Here is a 16,581-nt window from a genome sequence, read left to right as displayed (position 1 = left end):
CGTAAATTTAGGGATAAAACCAGTTTTTTGACGCTTCAAATTTTTGGCGCTTGGATTGATTCTAAAGAAGAAAATAGCTTCTGGTCGGTCATTGGGTAAATAAAAAGGAGCGACTGCTCCTTTTTATTTATTGATAACGCTTAAGAGATTAGCGATCGAACCTTAAGTTGTCGATAAGTCGCGCTTTACCTATATAGGCGGCGGCCAAAATGACTAAGGTTTGGTCTTGGCTCTGCGCTTTCTCAAGCGTGTGGGCATGACGAATTTCCAGATAATCCGGCGTAAAGCCCGCCGCCACTAAACTGATTTTCGCTTGCTCGGTGACAGTATCAACACTCTGACCTTGTTTGATTCCTGCAGCCATAGCATCTATTGCCTGTTTTAACGCTGGTGCCGCGGCTTTTTCTGCGGCGGTGAGATAACCATTGCGCGAACTCATGGCTAAACCTGAGTCCTCACGTATGGTATCAACACCGATAATCTCAATCGGTAATGACAAGTCTTCAACCATAGTTTCAATGACTAATAGCTGTTGATAGTCTTTATTGCCAAAGAGTGCCACATCGGGCTGTACTATGTTGAATAGTTTACAGACGATTGTCGCAACGCCACGAAAATGCCCCGGACGGCTAGCGCCGCAGAGCAGATCTGAAATACCAGGCACTTCAACATAGGTTTGTTGCGCTAAGCCCTTGGGATACATCACGGCTGGCGTTGGGGTAAACAGCAACTCAGCGCCAGCAGCCGTGAGGGCTTCACTGTCGGCTGCGAGTGTGCGTGGGTAGGCATCGAGATCTTCATTCTGGCCAAACTGCATTGGATTGACGAAAATCGATACCACCACATGATCACAACGTTTAGCCGCTTCTTTCACTAAGGTGATGTGTCCCCGATGGAGATTGCCCATGGTCGGCACAAAGGCGACAGTTTCGCCCTTGGCACGCCATGCACGCACTTGAGTGCGAATATCATCAATATGGGCGCTAGTGATCATTGAGCCTTACCTTGCATAAATCTGTTATTTGTTAAAAGTGTGTTCTTCGCTAGGAAAGGTTCCTTGGGCAACTTCGTCGATATAAGCACGTACCGCAGAACGAATTTCACCGGTTTGTTTTAGGTAGTTTTTCGAGAAACGTGGAATGTAACCACTTGAAATACCTAACACATCATGCATCACCAAGATTTGTCCATCAGTCGATGCGCCTGCGCCAATTCCAATGACTGGAATCGTTAAGGCTTGAGTGATCGCCGCAGCGAGAGGTGCAGGGATACATTCCACTACGAGTAGTTGAGCCCCTGCAGCTTCTAAAGCTTTAGCTTCGTCGAGGATGCGCTGGGCATTTTCGGCATCGCGGCCTTGCACTTTAAAACCACCAAACACATGAACCGACTGAGGCGTTAAGCCTAAGTGGGCACATACAGGAATACCGCGTTCGGTGAGCTTAGTGACGGTTTCGAGTAACCAGTGGCCACCTTCGACTTTGACCATGTTTGCGCCAGCTTGCATTAACTCAGTGGCGTTGACCATGGCTTGTTCTGGCGTGGCGTAACTCATAAAGGGCATATCGGCGATCAGCAGCGCACGTTCGATACCGCGACGAACACAGCGAGTATGGTAAGCGATTTCTGCTGTAGTGACGGGCAGGGTATCGTCATGGCCTTGGAGAACCATTCCCAAAGAATCGCCGACCAGCAGCACATCGACACCTTCGCTATCGAACGCGCTGGCAAAACTGGCATCATAGGCTGTCAGTGCCGTGAATTTTCTACCTTCCTGTTTGTATTTCAACAGGGTTGAGCTAGTAATTTTAGACATATGGATGATCTTCAAACCAAATAGAAGTGGTGTTATAAGCTAACTGAGGACGGACTTCAATGATCAATGCCCAGTTGTTGTAACTCGGCCAACATTTTTGTATCGATAAGACTGTCGATGGCAGTGTTGCACGGCAGAATCAGATCCGGTGCAATTGCGGCTAAAGGCACGAGCACAAAGCTGCGCGTTTTCATGCCGTAGTGGGGCACTTTGAGTCTAGGAATGTCAATGTTCTCATTACCATACAAGAGTAAATCGAGATCTAAGGTTCTAGGCCCCCAACGCTCTAGGCGGACTCGACCTTGGGTGTTTTCAATATGCTGCAGTGCATCGAGTAAAGCTAATGGCGCAAGATCAGTATCGAAACTCGCCACCGCATTTACATAATCGGGTTGCACGACATCGCCCATAGGCGTCGAATGGTAATAGGGAGAAACGATGAGACTGTTGCCTAAGGCGGACAATGCCGTCACGGCATTGTCCAATTGAGCCTTGGGATCTTTAAGATTTGCGCCTAATGCGACGTAGACGCGGGGCATTATTCAGCCGTTTTAACTTTAGGTGTGCCACTCGCTTTAGGTGCGTTCGTCGGCGCTGAACTATCGGCATTCGGTGCACGAGGACGGCGACGACGTTGGGTGGCATTACGGTTGCGGTTTGGCGATTTACTGCCGCTACGCGCTATAGCTAAACGTTCTGTTTCATCGGCTTCGACAAATTGTTGCCACCAAGCGGCACTTTTAGCGACATTACCCGCTTCGACTTCGCCCCTGAGTAAGAGTAAATCGTATGCAGCTCTAAACTTAGGGTGTTCCATTAGTTTAAAGGCGCGGGTGCCTTGGCTACGATCAAAGCGTAACTGTAACTGCCAAATGTCTTTTGCTGGCGTACTAAAACGGCGTGGAATACTAATGGTTTGGCATTGCTGCTCCATCACATCGCCCATGGCGGCAAAGAAGGCATCATATAAGGTTAGGCCACTTTCAACCGCGATATCCTCGGCGCGTTGACGCAGTGGATACCAGAGAAGCGCAGCATAGAAGAATGAAGGTGTGACCGGCTTATCTTCGTTAACTCTTTGATCTGTACTCTTCATGATGGCTTGCACCATTTTCATGGTCGTACCTTTAGGATCATCTTTTAGCAGAGCGGCCACTTGCGGAAACAGCGGCGCGAATAGCTTGTATTCTTGCATCAGTTCGAAGTTGGCTAAGGCTTTGCCTGCAAAGAAGAGTTTCAAAACTTCTTCGTACATACGCGCTGCCGGAATATCTTTGAGCAGCGGCGCTAATTGTTTAATCGGTGCGGCTGTGACGGTTTCGATACCCATGTTGAGCTTAGTGGCGAAACGCACCGCCCTTAACATACGCACAGGATCTTCACGGTAACGGGTTTCAGGATCGCCGATTAATCTTAGGGTGCCCGCTTTTAGATCGGCCATACCGCCGCCATAGCTGCGAATCGAGTAATCGCTGATATCGTAATAGAGGGCATTGACAGTAAAGTCGCGGCGCTCGGCATCTTCATCGATTTCGCCATAGACGTTATCGCGCAGCAAACGCCCTTCGGCATTGGCTTTAGAGGCTTTCTCATTACTCTCGCCGTGGTGACCGCGGAAGGTGGCGACTTCAATCACATCGCGGCCGAAAACAATGTGCGCTAAGCGGAAACGGCGACCGACAACACGGCAATTACGGAATAATTTTTTGATTTCTTCCGGTGTTGCATTGGTCACTATGTCGAAATCTTTCGGTTCAATCCCTAAGAGTAAATCGCGTACACCGCCGCCGACTAAATAGGCTTTAAAGCCAGATTTATTCAGTCTGTATAATACCTTAAGGGCATTCTCGCTGATTTGTTTGCGCGAGATGGTATGGGCATCTCTTGGTACTAACTCTAAACTCAAAGCACCGGAATTTTGTTCTGGCGTTGTTGGTTCAATCTGAGCTGGAGTCGGAGCGGTCGTTTTAGGCGCGTCTTCAAATAGCTGTTTGCAGAATTGGCTGATACGGCGAAAAATGGGACACCTCGAAATATGATCTGTTATTTGATTAAAAATCTGGCGGCTATCATATACCAAATGCGGCCTAATGAGTATATCAGGGCTCGATCAGTATCTCAGATTGTTGCGGTATAGTGGATAATTGAAACTGATCCACGGCTTGAGCGAGCATTCGTGCCACAGAGCCGCGGGTTTCGACGGGTGTTTGGCCTAAAAATGTCAGTGCCGCATTGAGGCTCGCCTGTGGATTAAGTGTATCAATTGCCTGTGCATGATTCTGTTTTGAGAGCTTAAAGCCTTTACTTAAGCAGGCGAGTGGCAAGTGCAGCCATTGCGGTGCGGCTAAACCAAAGCTTTGATACAAACTCAGTTGGCGACAACTGGCCTCGATTAAGTCGCAGCCTCGAACCACTTCGGTGACCCCTTGATAAGCATCGTCGAGTACCACGGCCAGTTGATAGGCGTACAGACCATCACTGCGTTTGATGATGAAATCCTCTGCGGCAAAATGGCGATCAACGCAAATATGGCCCATTAGATTGTCATCAAATTCTTGCACTTGCGCCGTGTTGACGATTCGCACCGCACCCGACCTAACAAGATTTGCAGACTGGGTTTGTGGTAATCGGTGGCAGCGGCCATCGTAGACGCCGCCCATGGCTTGAATTTGCTTGCGACTACATTGGCAGAAATAGGCTTTATCTTGGGCGAGCAGCGAGTCAATTTGCGCTTGATAAGCTGCTGTGCGCTGGCTTTGATACAGAGGCATATCATCCCACTCAAATCCATAGGCTTCTAAGGTGCGTAAGATATCATCGGCGGCACCTTTGACTTCCCGCGGTGGGTCTATATCTTCGATGCGAATTAGCCATTTACCCTGTAGGGAGCGGGCGCGCAGATAGCTGCCAAGGGCGGCGATAAGCGAGCCAAAGTGCAAGGCACCCGAAGGCGAAGGCGCAAAGCGGCCGACATAGGGCTGGCTGGATAAATCGGAATGTAATAGCTTTGACATAACAACTAGATGGCGTTTTAAAGTCGCGACGGTAAAAGTGGATGTATTTTAGAGGTATGCTAAGAGAAAAGCGAATCGGGGTAAATTGGAGTGAGCTTGGCTTAAGCTCGTCGAGATTACGAGTTGCTAGAAACAAATAGGCGGGGAAATCCCCGCCCAGTATGCTTGATTAACCAGCCATTTGTTTCTCTTTGATCTCTGCAAGCGTTTTACAGTCGATGCATTGATCGGCTGTTGGACGCGCTTCGAGACGGCGGATGCCGATTTCGATACCGCAAGAATCACAGAAGCCGAAATCGTCTTCTTCAATTTTTTGCAGTGTTTTTTCGATTTTTTTGATCAGCTTACGTTCTCTATCGCGAGCACGAAGTTCGAGGCTGAACTCTTCTTCTTGTGCTGCACGGTCAACAGGATCGGGAAAGTTTGCGGCTTCGTCCTGCATGTGGCTAAGAGTACGGTCGACCTCTTCACGCAACTGATTGCGCCAAGCTTCAAGAATTGTCTTGAAGTGACCCAGTTGCTTAGCGTTCATATACTCCTCACCCGGCTTTTCCTGGTAAGGATTTACACCTGCGATAGCGAGTACGCCAAGTTTTTTGGTGCCTTCAGGCATAACGCATCTCCTGTAATCATTTGCGTTTGTAGGGCGTCCTTAAGAACGGCCGCTATCTATAGCAGAATCTTCACATCGAGGCAAACTTTTCATTCTGCTTTGATTGAATTTTTTGACTATGTTCGCTAATTCAAATGAAATCAAATTTAACTCAGCCTTAACATCATACTCGGACAACACAGGCTTGGGCTAGGTGAATCTCAGTCGGGGACATTTCACAGCGATAGGCAAGGACTTCAACTCCAGCTAACACTGCTTTTTTCAGTAACTTAGCATATTCAGGGTCGATATGTGCTGCGGGAGCAACACTGAATATGTCACTGTGCTGCACCACAAACAGCAATACGGCTCTGTGGCCTTGACTGACCATGTGCATCAATTCACGTAAATGTTTTTGGCCTCGTAGGCTCACAGCATCAGGAAAATAACCTTGGCCATCCTCGAGCAAAGTACAACTTTTGACTTCTATATAACAGGCGGGTTTTTGAGCACCCTGTAGCAGGATATCGATGCGACTATTTTCATCACCGTATTTGACTTCACGGCTGAGGCTATCATAACCCGTGAGTTCCTTGATGATACCTTTATTGATGGCTTCTTCGGCTAAGGTGTTCGCCTGACCCGAGTGGATCCCGATTAAGCCAGCATCTGGCGTGGTCATCAGTTCCCATGTATGGGCGTACTTACGTTTAGGGTTATCAGAGGTAGAAAACCATACGGTTTCACCGGGATACAGGCAATTACGCATAGAGCCGGTATTGGGGCAATGTAGGGTGATCTCACTGCCATCGCTTAGCTGCACATCGGCCAGAAAACGCTTATAGCGGCGCAATAAAATGCCCTGTTGTAGTGGCGGAGTAAATTCCATCGGTAGACCTATCTCGGCTGTTCTAGGTCGCAAAGCCTAGCAAATTTCGCAAATGTTTACAGATTTTACCTGAGTAACTTCAGCCAATCGCTTTGCGTCATCGCCTGCTAGCAGTAAACTGCCGCCATAAAGTTTGTTCTGATTGCTGATTGATTGTTCTGATTGATTATTCTAAAACGAATCGAAAAATAAGGATCCCTAATGAGTGAACTAAAAGTAACTGAATTGATGAAAGTGCAATTAACCAAAGAAGCACCCGCCGCGCACTGGGGCAAGGCTGATGTGACTTATACTGCCGACGGTGCGCAAATTCATTTAGCGGGTGGCGATGAGCTGCGTCAAATTCAAATGGCGGCCCGTAAACTGCGCAGTCAAGGCATTAGCAGTGTGGAATTAGCTGGGCAGTTTTGGGATCTCAATAGCCAATGGGTATTTGCCCAAGGTTTCGCGACGGCAAAACCAGGCTATCAAATCCATTGGTGTGGTGATGAGTCTGTGCAAGCAGAATTGCAACGTCGACTCGATGTGGCGACTTTTGCCCGTCAACTGATCAACGATACGCCTGAGAACCTGTCGCCAGTGAAACTCGCCCAGCAAGCCGCAAAATGGTTGGCTGAGGTTGGTGGCGACAAGGTGAGTTATCGGATTATCGAAGGTGAAGCGCTGCTTGAAGAACAGTGGATTGGTATCCATGCCGTCGGTCGCGGCAGTGAGCGTCCACCGGCAATGTTAGAGTTAGACTTCAACCCATTAGCCGCCGATGCACCTGTGTCTGTGGCGCTTGTGGGTAAAGGGATAACCTTTGATTCTGGCGGCTACAGCATCAAGGCTTCTGAAGGCATGTTAGGCATGAAATGCGATATGGGCGGCGCGGCGACTGTGACTGCAGCACTTGGTTTAGCGATCAAATCTGGCCTCAACAAACGCGTTAAACTCTTCTTATGTTGTGCTGAAAACTTGATCAGCGGCCGCGCCTATAAGTTAGGTGATATTCTGACCTACAAAAATGGTGTAACAGTTGAAGTGGTGAACACAGATGCGGAAGGGCGCTTAGTGTTGGCCGATGGCCTACAAGCCGCTTCTGCTACAGGCGCACCTTTTATTATCGATGCAGCGACCCTTACAGGCGCCGCTGTGATGGCGGTGGGTTCTAACTACAACGCGATTTTCTCGCCACAGGCGGATGTGTTGCAACTGGCCCAGCAAAAAGCCACTAGCGTTGCCGAGCGCGTATGGCCGCTGCCGCTGGATCCTTGGCACAAAGAAATGTGTCCATCTGCCTATGCTGACACCGCAAACAGCCGCGCAATGAAAGGCGGTGGTGCAGGTGGTGCTTCTAATGCCGCTGGTTTCTTATGGCGTTTCGTGTCACCCGAAGCTAAATGGTTACACGTTGATTTAGCAGGCGCTTTTGAAGATTCAGCTTCTGCCATGTGGGGCGCGGGTGCAACGACCCACGGCGTATTGACTATTAGTGAATTGATTAAAGGCTAAGCCTAGATTTAAGCCTAGCGCTAAGACTAAGTCAGATATGTTAGCTAAAGATCCATTAAGGTTCTGTGGCTTTGATTAAAACCGCCTACGGGCGGTTTTTTATTGGTTGAAAGATGAGATCACTCGTTTACTTGGCGTTTTAGCGGCTTCATGGCATGTTATGGCTGAGCATTTTTAATTGGAAAACATGATGATAACTATACGAAAAGCAACGAAAGCGGATGCTCAGGCCTGCTGGGATATCCGTAATGCAGCTATTAATAAGGGCTGCGCTGGATTTTATGATGCGGGCGATCTGGTGATTTGGACCGAGGGCGAACTGACCGAGCAATTTAGTCGTATCGTCGATGCACATTTTTATGTAGCAGAGTTGTCCTCTGACGAGTCGCAGCTTAAGACTGTGGTCGGCACTGCCATGTTGGATGAACCCTATGCCCAGTTAGAAGCCTTGTTTGTTTCCCCCAATGCTATGGGCTTAGGTGTCGGCAAGGTATTGCTACAATTTATTGAAACTATGGCTTTTAATCAGGGGATAGCCCAACTCAGATTAGAATCAACTTTAAATGCGGTGGATTTCTATCGCCACTGTGGTTTTGGTGGTGAGGGGTTAGAGGAGGAATCTATTTACTGTTCGCCCAGAGGCATAGCCTTAGAGTGCATGGTGATGTACAAGAATCTCGTGCGCAGAAAATCAGTTTAAAATGCATATTGGCTCAAGCACTGGTATGGAGTTAGCTATTCATCAGAGGTTGCTGACATACTAAAGGGAATCAATAGATCAAGCATGGATGCGGAATTAACTTATATAGTTTCGTTAAAAAGGTTGCTGACATACTCAAGGAAATCGACAGATCAAGTATGGATGTGGAATTAACTCTGAAGACTTAAAGTTACGTTAACAGGTTGCTGACATACTCAAGGAAATCAACAGATCAAGATGGGGGAATTAACTCCCAAGAGTATGCCAACTATCGTTCTTTCGCCTGAAATCCCGATGCCGACAAGATTAGCGCGAGTGGCTTAAATAAAACTTAATCCATTGCAAAAAAAGACTTTATTTCCTTAGCCTTTAGTCAAAATTGCCCACAAATCCTCAAGGTTTCAGTTCGCCTCTGGAGTATTAAGTTGTTGACGTTTTTCCATCAAATCTTTAATCAAAGGCGTAAGGATCAGCTCCATCGCCAGCGACATTTTGCCGCCGGGGACGACGAGTGTGTTGACCCGTGACATAAATGAACCTTGGATCATATTGAGGTAATAGGGGAAGTCGACATTATTGATACCGCGGAAGCGGATCACCACAAAGCTCTCATCTAAGCTCGGAATATCTTTGGCACTAAATGGGTTAGAGGTATCGACCGTCGGTACTCGCTGAAAGTTAATGTGAGTGCGGGAGAACTGTGGCGTCATGTGCTTAATATAGTCGTCCATACTGCGCACAATTGACCCCATGACTTTTTCACGGCTGTGGCCACGCTCCGAAGTATCGCGGATAATTTTTTGGATCCACTCTAAGTTGACTATGGGGACCATGCCGATCAGCAAGTCCACATGCTGGGCGACATTGGCATCACCAGTAACTACGCCGCCATGTAAGCCTTCGTAGTAGAGCATATCGGTATTTTCAGGTAGTGGTCGCCATTGGGTAAAAGTGCCAGGCATCTGGTTAAAAGGCACTGCCTCATCGAAGGTGTGTAAATAGCTGCGGGTTTCACCTTGGCCTGTGGTGCTGTAATCGCGAAAGCATTGTTCTAAACGAGCAAAGTTATTAGCCTCTGGGCCAAAATAGCTAAGATTGCGGTTTTCAGCTTGGGATTTGCGGATCATGACTTCCATTTCGGCGCGGGTAAAATGATGAAAACTGTCGCCTTCGACAAAGGCGGCGTTGATCCCGAGTTGGCGAAAAATATGGCTAAAGGCGGTCGTGGTGGTGGTGGTTCCCGCGCCTGATGAGCCTGTAACTGCAATAATGGGATGTTTTGCTGACATTTTTTCTACCTAGCTAGGAACCAAAAGAGCCGCTTATGGGGAAGCGATAAAAACGCGAGTACTATTTATACGGTACAGAGGTAGGACTGGTCAATCTTGCTGCTGTGCTATTTGATCCGCCGAGCGTAATGCGAAGGACTCATCGTCTTCACTGTACTCTAATTTCAGCTTACCTTGTTTAAGTGCTTGTTGACATTGGACTATCGCCTGAGCCAGTTCCTGTTCATCGAGACTGGCAAAGCTGCCATCCTCCACTTGACCGAAGAGATATTCGCGGATCAGATTGGCCAGCGTTTCCTGGGGGAGTTGTAACAGGGTTTCATAGGGAATGAGCATCGGTGCTTCCTTGGAGAATATTGTCGCCGTTGATGGGGTCTACGCTAAGTGGGTCAACACTTTGATCGCCGAGTAAAAAGTGTAAAATCCGTCGCTCAAGATAGAAGCGCGGTTTCCAAGGTGTACCGCCTTCGATAAAGCCAACATGACCGCCATAGGGATGCAGTTCGTATTCCACATAGCCCGACAATTGACTCGATTGGGGGATCACTTCATCGGTCATAAAGGGATCGTCCTTAGCATGTATGATGAGCGTCGGTTTAGTTATACGGCTGACAAAGGGTAAGCCACTGGCACGCGTATAGTAATCGTCGACGCCGTCAAAGCCGTGTAATGGCGCTGTGACTTTATCGTCAAAATCATAGAAGGTATTTAAACGGTCGACCTGCAACTGGCTTAGCGGCATAGAGATGGCTAAGTCGGGATCATTCAGTTTATGGCTGATTTTCTGTTGTAACTGTTTGATTAAATAGCTTTGATACACCTTCGAAAAGCCATTTTCCAAGCGTTTAGCGCAGGCGGACAATTGCAGCGGCGCAGAGACAACCACTGCGCGGGCTAATAAACTATCATCCTGATATTCGCCTTGATACTTAGTCAGCACATTGCCGCCTAAACTGTAACCTACGGCTAATAAGGGCGATTGCGGATACGCGCTTTTCAGTGTCGATAGACTAAACTGTAAATCGTCCGTATCGCCACTGTGATAACTGCGGGCGAGGCGATTGGCCTCACCCGAACAACTTCTGTGATGGTGCACGACGGCAGCGAGTTGCTGTTCTTTACAGGCTTGCAGTATCCGCCGTGCATAATGGGACTGAGCACTTCCTTCTAAGCCGTGGATGATCACCACGATCGGTTTGCCAGACTGTGGAACATCCTGCCAATCTAAATCGATAAAATCGCCATCAGGTAACTCTAAGCGCTGCCGCTGTAATGCTGGTTTGGCCACTTTAGTGAATACGGGTAAAATCGTTTGTATATGGGGACTCTTGGCCCACCAAGGTGGCATAAAGGAATTTGGCATAGATGTTTATCTTGGTATCGGCTATTGCTGAAAATTAAAACGTGTGTTTAATTTATACCCAAACCAACTCAAAATGCTGAAATTCGTATTTTGAGGTCGCTTGGGTATAAACTCGCGGCCATTGTAGCACAATTGTTTTTTATGCTGATATTTAGGCCGACATTTAGGTTGATAATTAGGAGATAGAGATGAAGCGACGAACCTTTATAATGGGCGCGTTTGCCGGTACGGCGGCGTTAGCCTTAGGGGTTAATCTCTATTCTCCTGAGTTTAGTTTGCCCGAGGATAGCGAAGGCAAAGATTATCGCTTGTTGTTTAGCGTGCTTTTACCTGTGATGCTCGACGGCGCCTTGCCTGATGTGGCCATCCATAAGTTGGCGGCGCAAAACCGCACTTTAGATGCCATCAAACAGTCGATTGCTGTGTTACCCGATGAGCAGCAGACCGAATTGTTTGAGCTGCTCGATATGCTCGAAAATCGTCTTGGTTTACTAGTACTCACCTCGAGCATGACGCCGCTATTGATGCGCTCTCCCGCCGAGTTAACTGATATGTTAGAAAACTGGCGCCACAGTTATTTTGCTTTGTTACAAACGGCTTATCTCGGATTGCGGGAATTAGTGATGGCAAGTTACTACGCTTGTCCTGAGCACTGGAGCCGCCTGCATTATGCCAAGCCTGAACTGTTCAAATAGCGAGTCCATTTTTAACCTAATCAAACGCCGAATAATAAGCATCTTACCCGCGACAGTGGAGCACTCAAGTTGGCAATCATAGATCCTATAGTGAATGGTTTAAACTCTGGTTGGTTGCACACTGATGCGAGCCAATTGCAAGAAAACCAGCAGTGAAGAGCGGGTCGCTTACCCCAACTTGTATCAACAAGCTGCGGCGATGAAAACCGCCGATAAGGCGATTGGAATTTTTCAGGGCCGCGCAGTCGGTGGCTCAACCACAGTTAACTGGACCACTTCAATCCGCACTCCGACCGAGGCGTTAGCTTTTTGGGCGCAACATAAATCGGTTGCTGGGCTTAATCGCGAGAGTTTAGATCCTTGGTTTGAGCAAATGGAACAACGGCTCAACATTCATGAATGGAATTATGAGCCTAATCGCAATAATGCCGCCCTGAAGCAAGGTTGTATCAATCTTGGCTGGGAATACACAGTAATTAAACGCAATGTGGCGGGTTGCTGGAATACCGGCTATTGCGGCATGGGTTGTCCGGTCAATGCGAAGCAATCTATGTTAGTCACTACGATTCCCGCGGCACTTGAGAAAGGCGCGCAGCTGATCAGTCGCGCTAAAGTGACTAAGATTGAGCACCATAATGGCCAAGTGTTTGCGTTAAAGGCGCAGGCGTTGGATGTGAATTTACGACCCACTGACGTTGAGCTGTTATTTAAGGCTAAACATTATATTTTGAGTGCGGGTGCTATCCATACACCGACGATTTTGATGCGTTCGCAAGTACCCGATCCCCACCAACTTTTGGGTAAACGCACCTTTTTACATCCTACTTTGTTATCCGGCGGCGTATTTGCCGATTCGATCAATGGCCATAGCGGTGCGCCGCAATCTATCTATTCCGATGAATTTGTGTGGAACAATGGCGCCGATGGTGAGCTGGGTTATAAACTCGAAGTGCCGCCGGTGCATCCGATTTTAATTGCCTCTAAAACCTTAGGATATGGTACAAGTCATGCTGAGTTAATGTCACAATTCAATCAGTTGCAAGTGACTATCGCTTTGATCCGCGATGGCTATCATCCCGACAGTCAAGGCGGTGCAGTACACTTAACGGATAAGGGTTTTGCTTTAGATTATCCGCTGACCGATGCCTTTTGGCGGGCCGCGAGACGCGCTTTTGCCAGCATGGCGGAGTTACAATTCTCGGCGGGCGCCTTAAAAGTGTTGCCGATCAGCGATGGCATGCCTTACTTATCCTCGTGGAAAGACGCCAAAGAGAGCATTACGCAGATGTCACTCGCGCCACTGCGCACTATCGTCGCATCGGCGCACGTGATGGGCGGTTGTCCCTTCGGCGAAGATGAAAAGCTTTCTATGGTCAACAGTTATGGACAGTCGCACTATTTAGAGAATTTATCTGTAATGGATGGCTCTATCTTCCCGACCAGCCTTGGCGCTAACCCGCAGCTGTCGATTTATGGCATCACGGCACGTAATGCCACCGCACTCGCACAGAAGCTCACTGACGGTAAAGCCTGATGTTATCTTATCAAAATGCAGCTTAGCTTGATAAAGCTTGATGGGGTGTGAATGTCTGAAAACATATTACGGGAAGGTGGTTGCTTATGCGGGGCGATTCGTTATCAGGTTGAAGGTGAACCCTTTGATGCGGATTATTGCCACTGCCGTTCATGCCAAAAAAGCACGGGATCTGCATTTGGGGCTTGGATGGATTTTAAACTCAGCCAAGTGATTTGGCTTAAAGGTCAGGTGACTGAGTTCGCATCGTCCGAGTTTATTCGCCGTGGATTTTGTGACAAGTGCGGTACATCGTTAACTTACCGACATACTCAATATCCCGATTATTCGACCTTGAGCATAGCGAGTCTGGACGATGCTAACCAAGTTCAGCCTAAGTACCATATTTATACTGAGAGTCAGTTGAACTGGTTGGTGATCAAGGATGACTGTGAACGCTATCCGCAAGGCCGCAGCCGTTAGCGGCTCTGATGATCATAGCGTTAATTTGATTTAGCTTATTATTGCTTTTATGTGATTGATTTAAAATGATTTGTTTAGATTGAATCAGGGCGCAATGAGGCCGATTTCGTTGGCGTCAATGTCACTGAGTCCAAACAGGCTTAAGTAGCTCACTAGATTTGTCGCTTGGCCGTTTGGGCTGAGTTCATTGAGTTTATTCAAGATGGTTCGCTGCGCTTTACGTTCCATCATCAGCTCAACAGCGAGCATCTGCTGATACTCTTGCTCATTCAGGCTGGATTTAGCGAGTTTACGTAATTTGCGATAGGGCATGAGAAACCTTTCATCCCATTCACCCACAGCATTCATCAGTGCTTGCCATTGGTCTGGGCTGTATTGCTGCGGCCCAGACACATCCATAGTGATATCTAAATATTGTGCCAATAGCAGTAGATTGACGTTCACCTGACAGCTATTTTGCAATTCGAGACAGAGCGCTTTGTTTTGCGCATAGCTCATATCACACCATTGCCAGAGTTGACTGTCGAACTGGGTTAAAACCGCCATACTATTTCCTTGTATTGCCGCTGCTACTGACTTTTATGTAAAAGAACGCTGGAGTTATTGTTGCTCCATGACCTCTTGCTCCATTGCATCTATCTCTTCTTGCAACTCGAGCCATTGCATTTCACTGTCTTCTAAGGTTTGCGTCAAGCTCGTTCGCTCGGTTAATACCGAGGTTAGCTTGGCTTTGTTATCTTGATCATACAATTCGCTATCGGCCAGCAAGTGTTCTAGCTCGGCGAGGCGTTCGCTCAGCTTTTGTTGCTCGGTTTCTAACTTAGTTTGTTTGCGCTTGAGTGGTGATACCTTTTGGCGGATCTCGGCCTCGAGGCGTTTCTGTATCTTCTTATCGGCCGCAGGTTTGATCTCGTCACTGGTGCTGTTTTGATTCGAGTTGGCTTTCGCCGCATCGAGCAACCATTGGTGATAATCGTCTAAGTCACCGTCGAAGGCACGTACTTCACCTTGATCCACCAGATAGTAATCGCTACAGGTTAATCGCAGTAAATGCCTATCATGCGAGACGACAACCATAGCGCCTTCAAAGGTTTGCAATGCCATTGTCAGGGCGTGGCGCATCTCTAAGTCTAAATGGTTGGTGGGTTCATCGAGCAGCAATAGGTTAGGGCGTTGCCAAACTAATAGCGCCAACACCAAACGGGCTTTCTCGCCGCCAGAAAAGGGGCGTACAGGTGAGAGCGCCATATCGCCATTAAAGCCAAAACCGCCTAAGAAGTTACGTAGTTCTTGCTCTCTGGCATTGGGCGCCAGACGCACTAAATGCTGCATCGGCGTATCGTCGAGGCGCAAAAATTCGATTTGATGCTGGGCAAAGTAACCGATATTGACGCCAGGATTAGGTTCATACAAACCTGTCATTGGCGATAATTGGCCTGATAACAGCTTGATTAATGTCGATTTACCCGCGCCGTTACGGCCGAGTAAACCAATGCGCGCACCCGGCACTAAGTTTAAATGCACCTTGCTCAGGATTGGCTTATCGCTATAACCGATCGCGACTTGCTCCATCTTAATCAGTGGATTGGGCAGGGCTTCTGGAGCACGAAACTCCATATAAAAGGGGCTGTCGGCTTGAGACGGCAACAACTCAGTCATGCGCTCTAACGCCTTTAAGCGGCTCTGGGCTTGTTTGGCTTTACTTGCTTTGTAACGGAAACGGTCAACGAAGGACTGCATGTGCGCACGTTCTTTTTGTTGGCGTTCGAAGGCAACCTGTTGCTGCGACATACGTTCGGCACGAATGCGCTCAAAGGCACTGTAATTGCCTTTGTAGAAATTGAGTTTTTGATTTTCAACGTGGACGATTTCATCAACGATTTCATCGATAAAGTCCCTATCATGGCTGATTAAAATCAGCGTGCCTTGATAGGACTTAATCCAACCTTCGAGCCAGTACATGGTATCTAAGTCTAAGTGGTTGGTGGGTTCGTCGAGGAGTAATAAGTCAGAGCGGCACAGTAGCGCTTGGGCTAAGTTAAGGCGCATACGCCAGCCGCCCGAAAAGCTTTTCACTGGATTGCTTTGATCGGCTTCACTAAAGCCCAGACCCGCTAACAATGAACCCGCGCGCGAATGAATCGCATAACCACCGATAGCGTCGATTTTGCCGTGTAAGAGTGCGATGGCATTGCCGTCGTTATCTTCTTGGGCCTTGTGTAATAGGGCTTCTAATTGACGATATTCGCTATCGCCATCGATCACATATTCCAGTGCCGAGACGTCGAGCGCAGGGGTTTCTTGGGCCACAGTGGCAATTTGCCAGCCAGAAGGCAGACTAAATTCACCTTTATCTAGGCTTAAGTGACCTAAAATTAATGCGAGCAGTGAGGATTTGCCTGTGCCGTTAGCACCGACTAAACCGACCTTATGGCCGGGATAAATCGTGAGAGAGGTCTCATCTAGCAGGGTTTTGCTGCCACGGATTAATTGCGCTTGGTTGATGCTGATCATTAACTACAACTTGGTTAGAACGTGAATTCGTCAGGGCACAGATAATAGCGTACAACCCAGTTTCAAACCACAGCCTGACCCGATAACTAGGACAATTATTCGACTTTTCAGGATGATCTTTAGCGAATCGCATCACATCGACCTAAGGCCTCATACTTTCAGGTAACACTGGTATTCAATCATCAGTGTGGCAAAATAGCGGCAATTTCTTCGGCCGAG

At 47.9% G+C, this 16,581-nt stretch carries 16 protein-coding genes and 1 pseudogene; 5 read left to right on the top strand and 12 right to left on the bottom strand.

Annotated features, from left to right (window positions below; all coding sequences use genetic code 11):
- Positions 1-148: 148 nt before the first annotated feature.
- The 7 genes from panC to sfsA form a co-directional block, all read right to left on the bottom strand.
- Positions 149-994, bottom strand: a complete 846-nt coding sequence (gene panC / locus L5M18_RS18420) for a pantoate--beta-alanine ligase (protein ID WP_263183061.1) — start codon at positions 992-994, stop codon at positions 149-151.
- Between the two features lie 24 nt (positions 995-1,018).
- Positions 1,019-1,816, bottom strand: a complete 798-nt coding sequence (gene panB / locus L5M18_RS18415; RefSeq protein WP_198572880.1) for a 3-methyl-2-oxobutanoate hydroxymethyltransferase — start codon at positions 1,814-1,816, stop codon at positions 1,019-1,021.
- A gap of 56 nt (positions 1,817-1,872) precedes the next feature.
- The gene (gene folK / locus L5M18_RS18410) at positions 1,873-2,355 is read right to left on the bottom strand and encodes a 2-amino-4-hydroxy-6-hydroxymethyldihydropteridine diphosphokinase (protein WP_263176450.1); all 483 of its coding nucleotides are present in this window, start codon (positions 2,353-2,355) and stop codon (positions 1,873-1,875) included.
- Positions 2,355-3,896, bottom strand: a complete 1,542-nt coding sequence (locus tag L5M18_RS18405; protein ID WP_263198132.1) for a polynucleotide adenylyltransferase PcnB — start codon at positions 3,894-3,896, stop codon at positions 2,355-2,357. Before L5M18_RS18405 ends, folK begins: the two co-directional genes overlap by 1 nt.
- 19 nt (positions 3,897-3,915) lie before the next feature.
- Entirely contained in the window at positions 3,916-4,830 is a 915-nt protein-coding gene (gene gluQRS / locus L5M18_RS18400) for a tRNA glutamyl-Q(34) synthetase GluQRS (RefSeq protein ID WP_263198129.1), read from the bottom strand.
- A gap of 169 nt (positions 4,831-4,999) precedes the next feature.
- Positions 5,000-5,443 (bottom strand): RNA polymerase-binding protein DksA, encoded by a 444-nt coding sequence (dksA, locus tag L5M18_RS18395; protein ID WP_006082967.1) that lies wholly within the window; start codon positions 5,441-5,443, stop codon positions 5,000-5,002.
- A 163-nt stretch (positions 5,444-5,606) separates the two neighbouring features.
- On the bottom strand, positions 5,607-6,311 hold the full coding sequence (gene sfsA / locus L5M18_RS18390; protein WP_006085987.1) for a DNA/RNA nuclease SfsA: 705 nt from the start codon (positions 6,309-6,311) through the stop codon (positions 5,607-5,609).
- A gap of 201 nt (positions 6,312-6,512) precedes the next feature.
- Between sfsA and pepB the strand changes: the two genes are divergently transcribed.
- On the top strand, positions 6,513-7,805 hold the full coding sequence (pepB, locus tag L5M18_RS18385; RefSeq protein WP_113939740.1) for an aminopeptidase PepB: 1,293 nt from the start codon (positions 6,513-6,515) through the stop codon (positions 7,803-7,805).
- A 190-nt stretch (positions 7,806-7,995) separates the two neighbouring features.
- The gene (locus L5M18_RS18380; RefSeq protein WP_263198138.1) at positions 7,996-8,505 is read left to right on the top strand and encodes a GNAT family N-acetyltransferase; all 510 of its coding nucleotides are present in this window, start codon (positions 7,996-7,998) and stop codon (positions 8,503-8,505) included.
- 401 nt (positions 8,506-8,906) lie between these two features.
- Here L5M18_RS18380 and L5M18_RS18375 read toward each other — a convergent pair whose 3' ends face one another.
- From L5M18_RS18375 to L5M18_RS18365, 3 genes are all read right to left on the bottom strand, one after another.
- Positions 8,907-9,794: a phosphoribulokinase gene (locus tag L5M18_RS18375; protein ID WP_011847692.1), complete on the bottom strand. Its 888-nt coding sequence runs from the start codon at positions 9,792-9,794 to the stop codon at positions 8,907-8,909.
- A gap of 90 nt (positions 9,795-9,884) precedes the next feature.
- A complete protein-coding gene (locus L5M18_RS18370; RefSeq protein ID WP_263198125.1) occupies positions 9,885-10,130 on the bottom strand; it encodes a YheU family protein in 246 nt (81 codons plus the stop codon).
- Positions 10,114-11,157, bottom strand: a complete 1,044-nt coding sequence (locus L5M18_RS18365) for a hydrolase (protein ID WP_263198122.1) — start codon at positions 11,155-11,157, stop codon at positions 10,114-10,116. Before L5M18_RS18365 ends, L5M18_RS18370 begins: the two co-directional genes overlap by 17 nt.
- A 188-nt stretch (positions 11,158-11,345) precedes the next feature.
- Here L5M18_RS18365 and L5M18_RS18360 point away from each other — a divergent pair, with 188 nt between their 5' ends.
- The 3 genes and pseudogenes from L5M18_RS18360 to L5M18_RS18350 all read left to right on the top strand — a co-directional run bounded on the left by L5M18_RS18360 (position 11,346) and on the right by L5M18_RS18350 (position 13,848).
- Entirely contained in the window at positions 11,346-11,852 is a 507-nt protein-coding gene (locus L5M18_RS18360) for a TAT leader-containing periplasmic protein (RefSeq protein WP_263198120.1), read from the top strand.
- Positions 11,853-11,921: 69 nt separating this feature from the next.
- Positions 11,922-13,386: pseudogene (locus L5M18_RS18355) on the top strand (GMC family oxidoreductase N-terminal domain-containing protein).
- A 51-nt stretch (positions 13,387-13,437) separates the two neighbouring features.
- Positions 13,438-13,848, top strand: coding sequence for a GFA family protein (locus L5M18_RS18350; RefSeq protein WP_263198116.1), 411 nt, complete (start codon positions 13,438-13,440; stop codon positions 13,846-13,848).
- Between the two features lie 84 nt (positions 13,849-13,932).
- On the opposite strand, the gene L5M18_RS18345 is transcribed toward L5M18_RS18350, so the two are convergent.
- Positions 13,933-14,394: a TIGR02444 family protein gene (locus tag L5M18_RS18345; protein ID WP_263198113.1), complete on the bottom strand. Its 462-nt coding sequence runs from the start codon at positions 14,392-14,394 to the stop codon at positions 13,933-13,935.
- Positions 14,395-14,448: 54 nt separating this feature from the next.
- Positions 14,449-16,362: an ABC transporter ATP-binding protein gene (locus tag L5M18_RS18340; RefSeq protein WP_263198111.1), complete on the bottom strand. Its 1,914-nt coding sequence runs from the start codon at positions 16,360-16,362 to the stop codon at positions 14,449-14,451.
- Between the last annotated feature and the right edge of the window lie 219 nt (positions 16,363-16,581).

It is taken from the genome of Shewanella sp. SM20 (assembly GCF_025654545.1).
In the GTDB taxonomy this organism is placed as follows: Bacteria; Pseudomonadota; Gammaproteobacteria; order Enterobacterales; family Shewanellaceae; genus Shewanella; species Shewanella oncorhynchi.
This window is presented reverse-complemented; position numbering and strand designations above follow the sequence as displayed.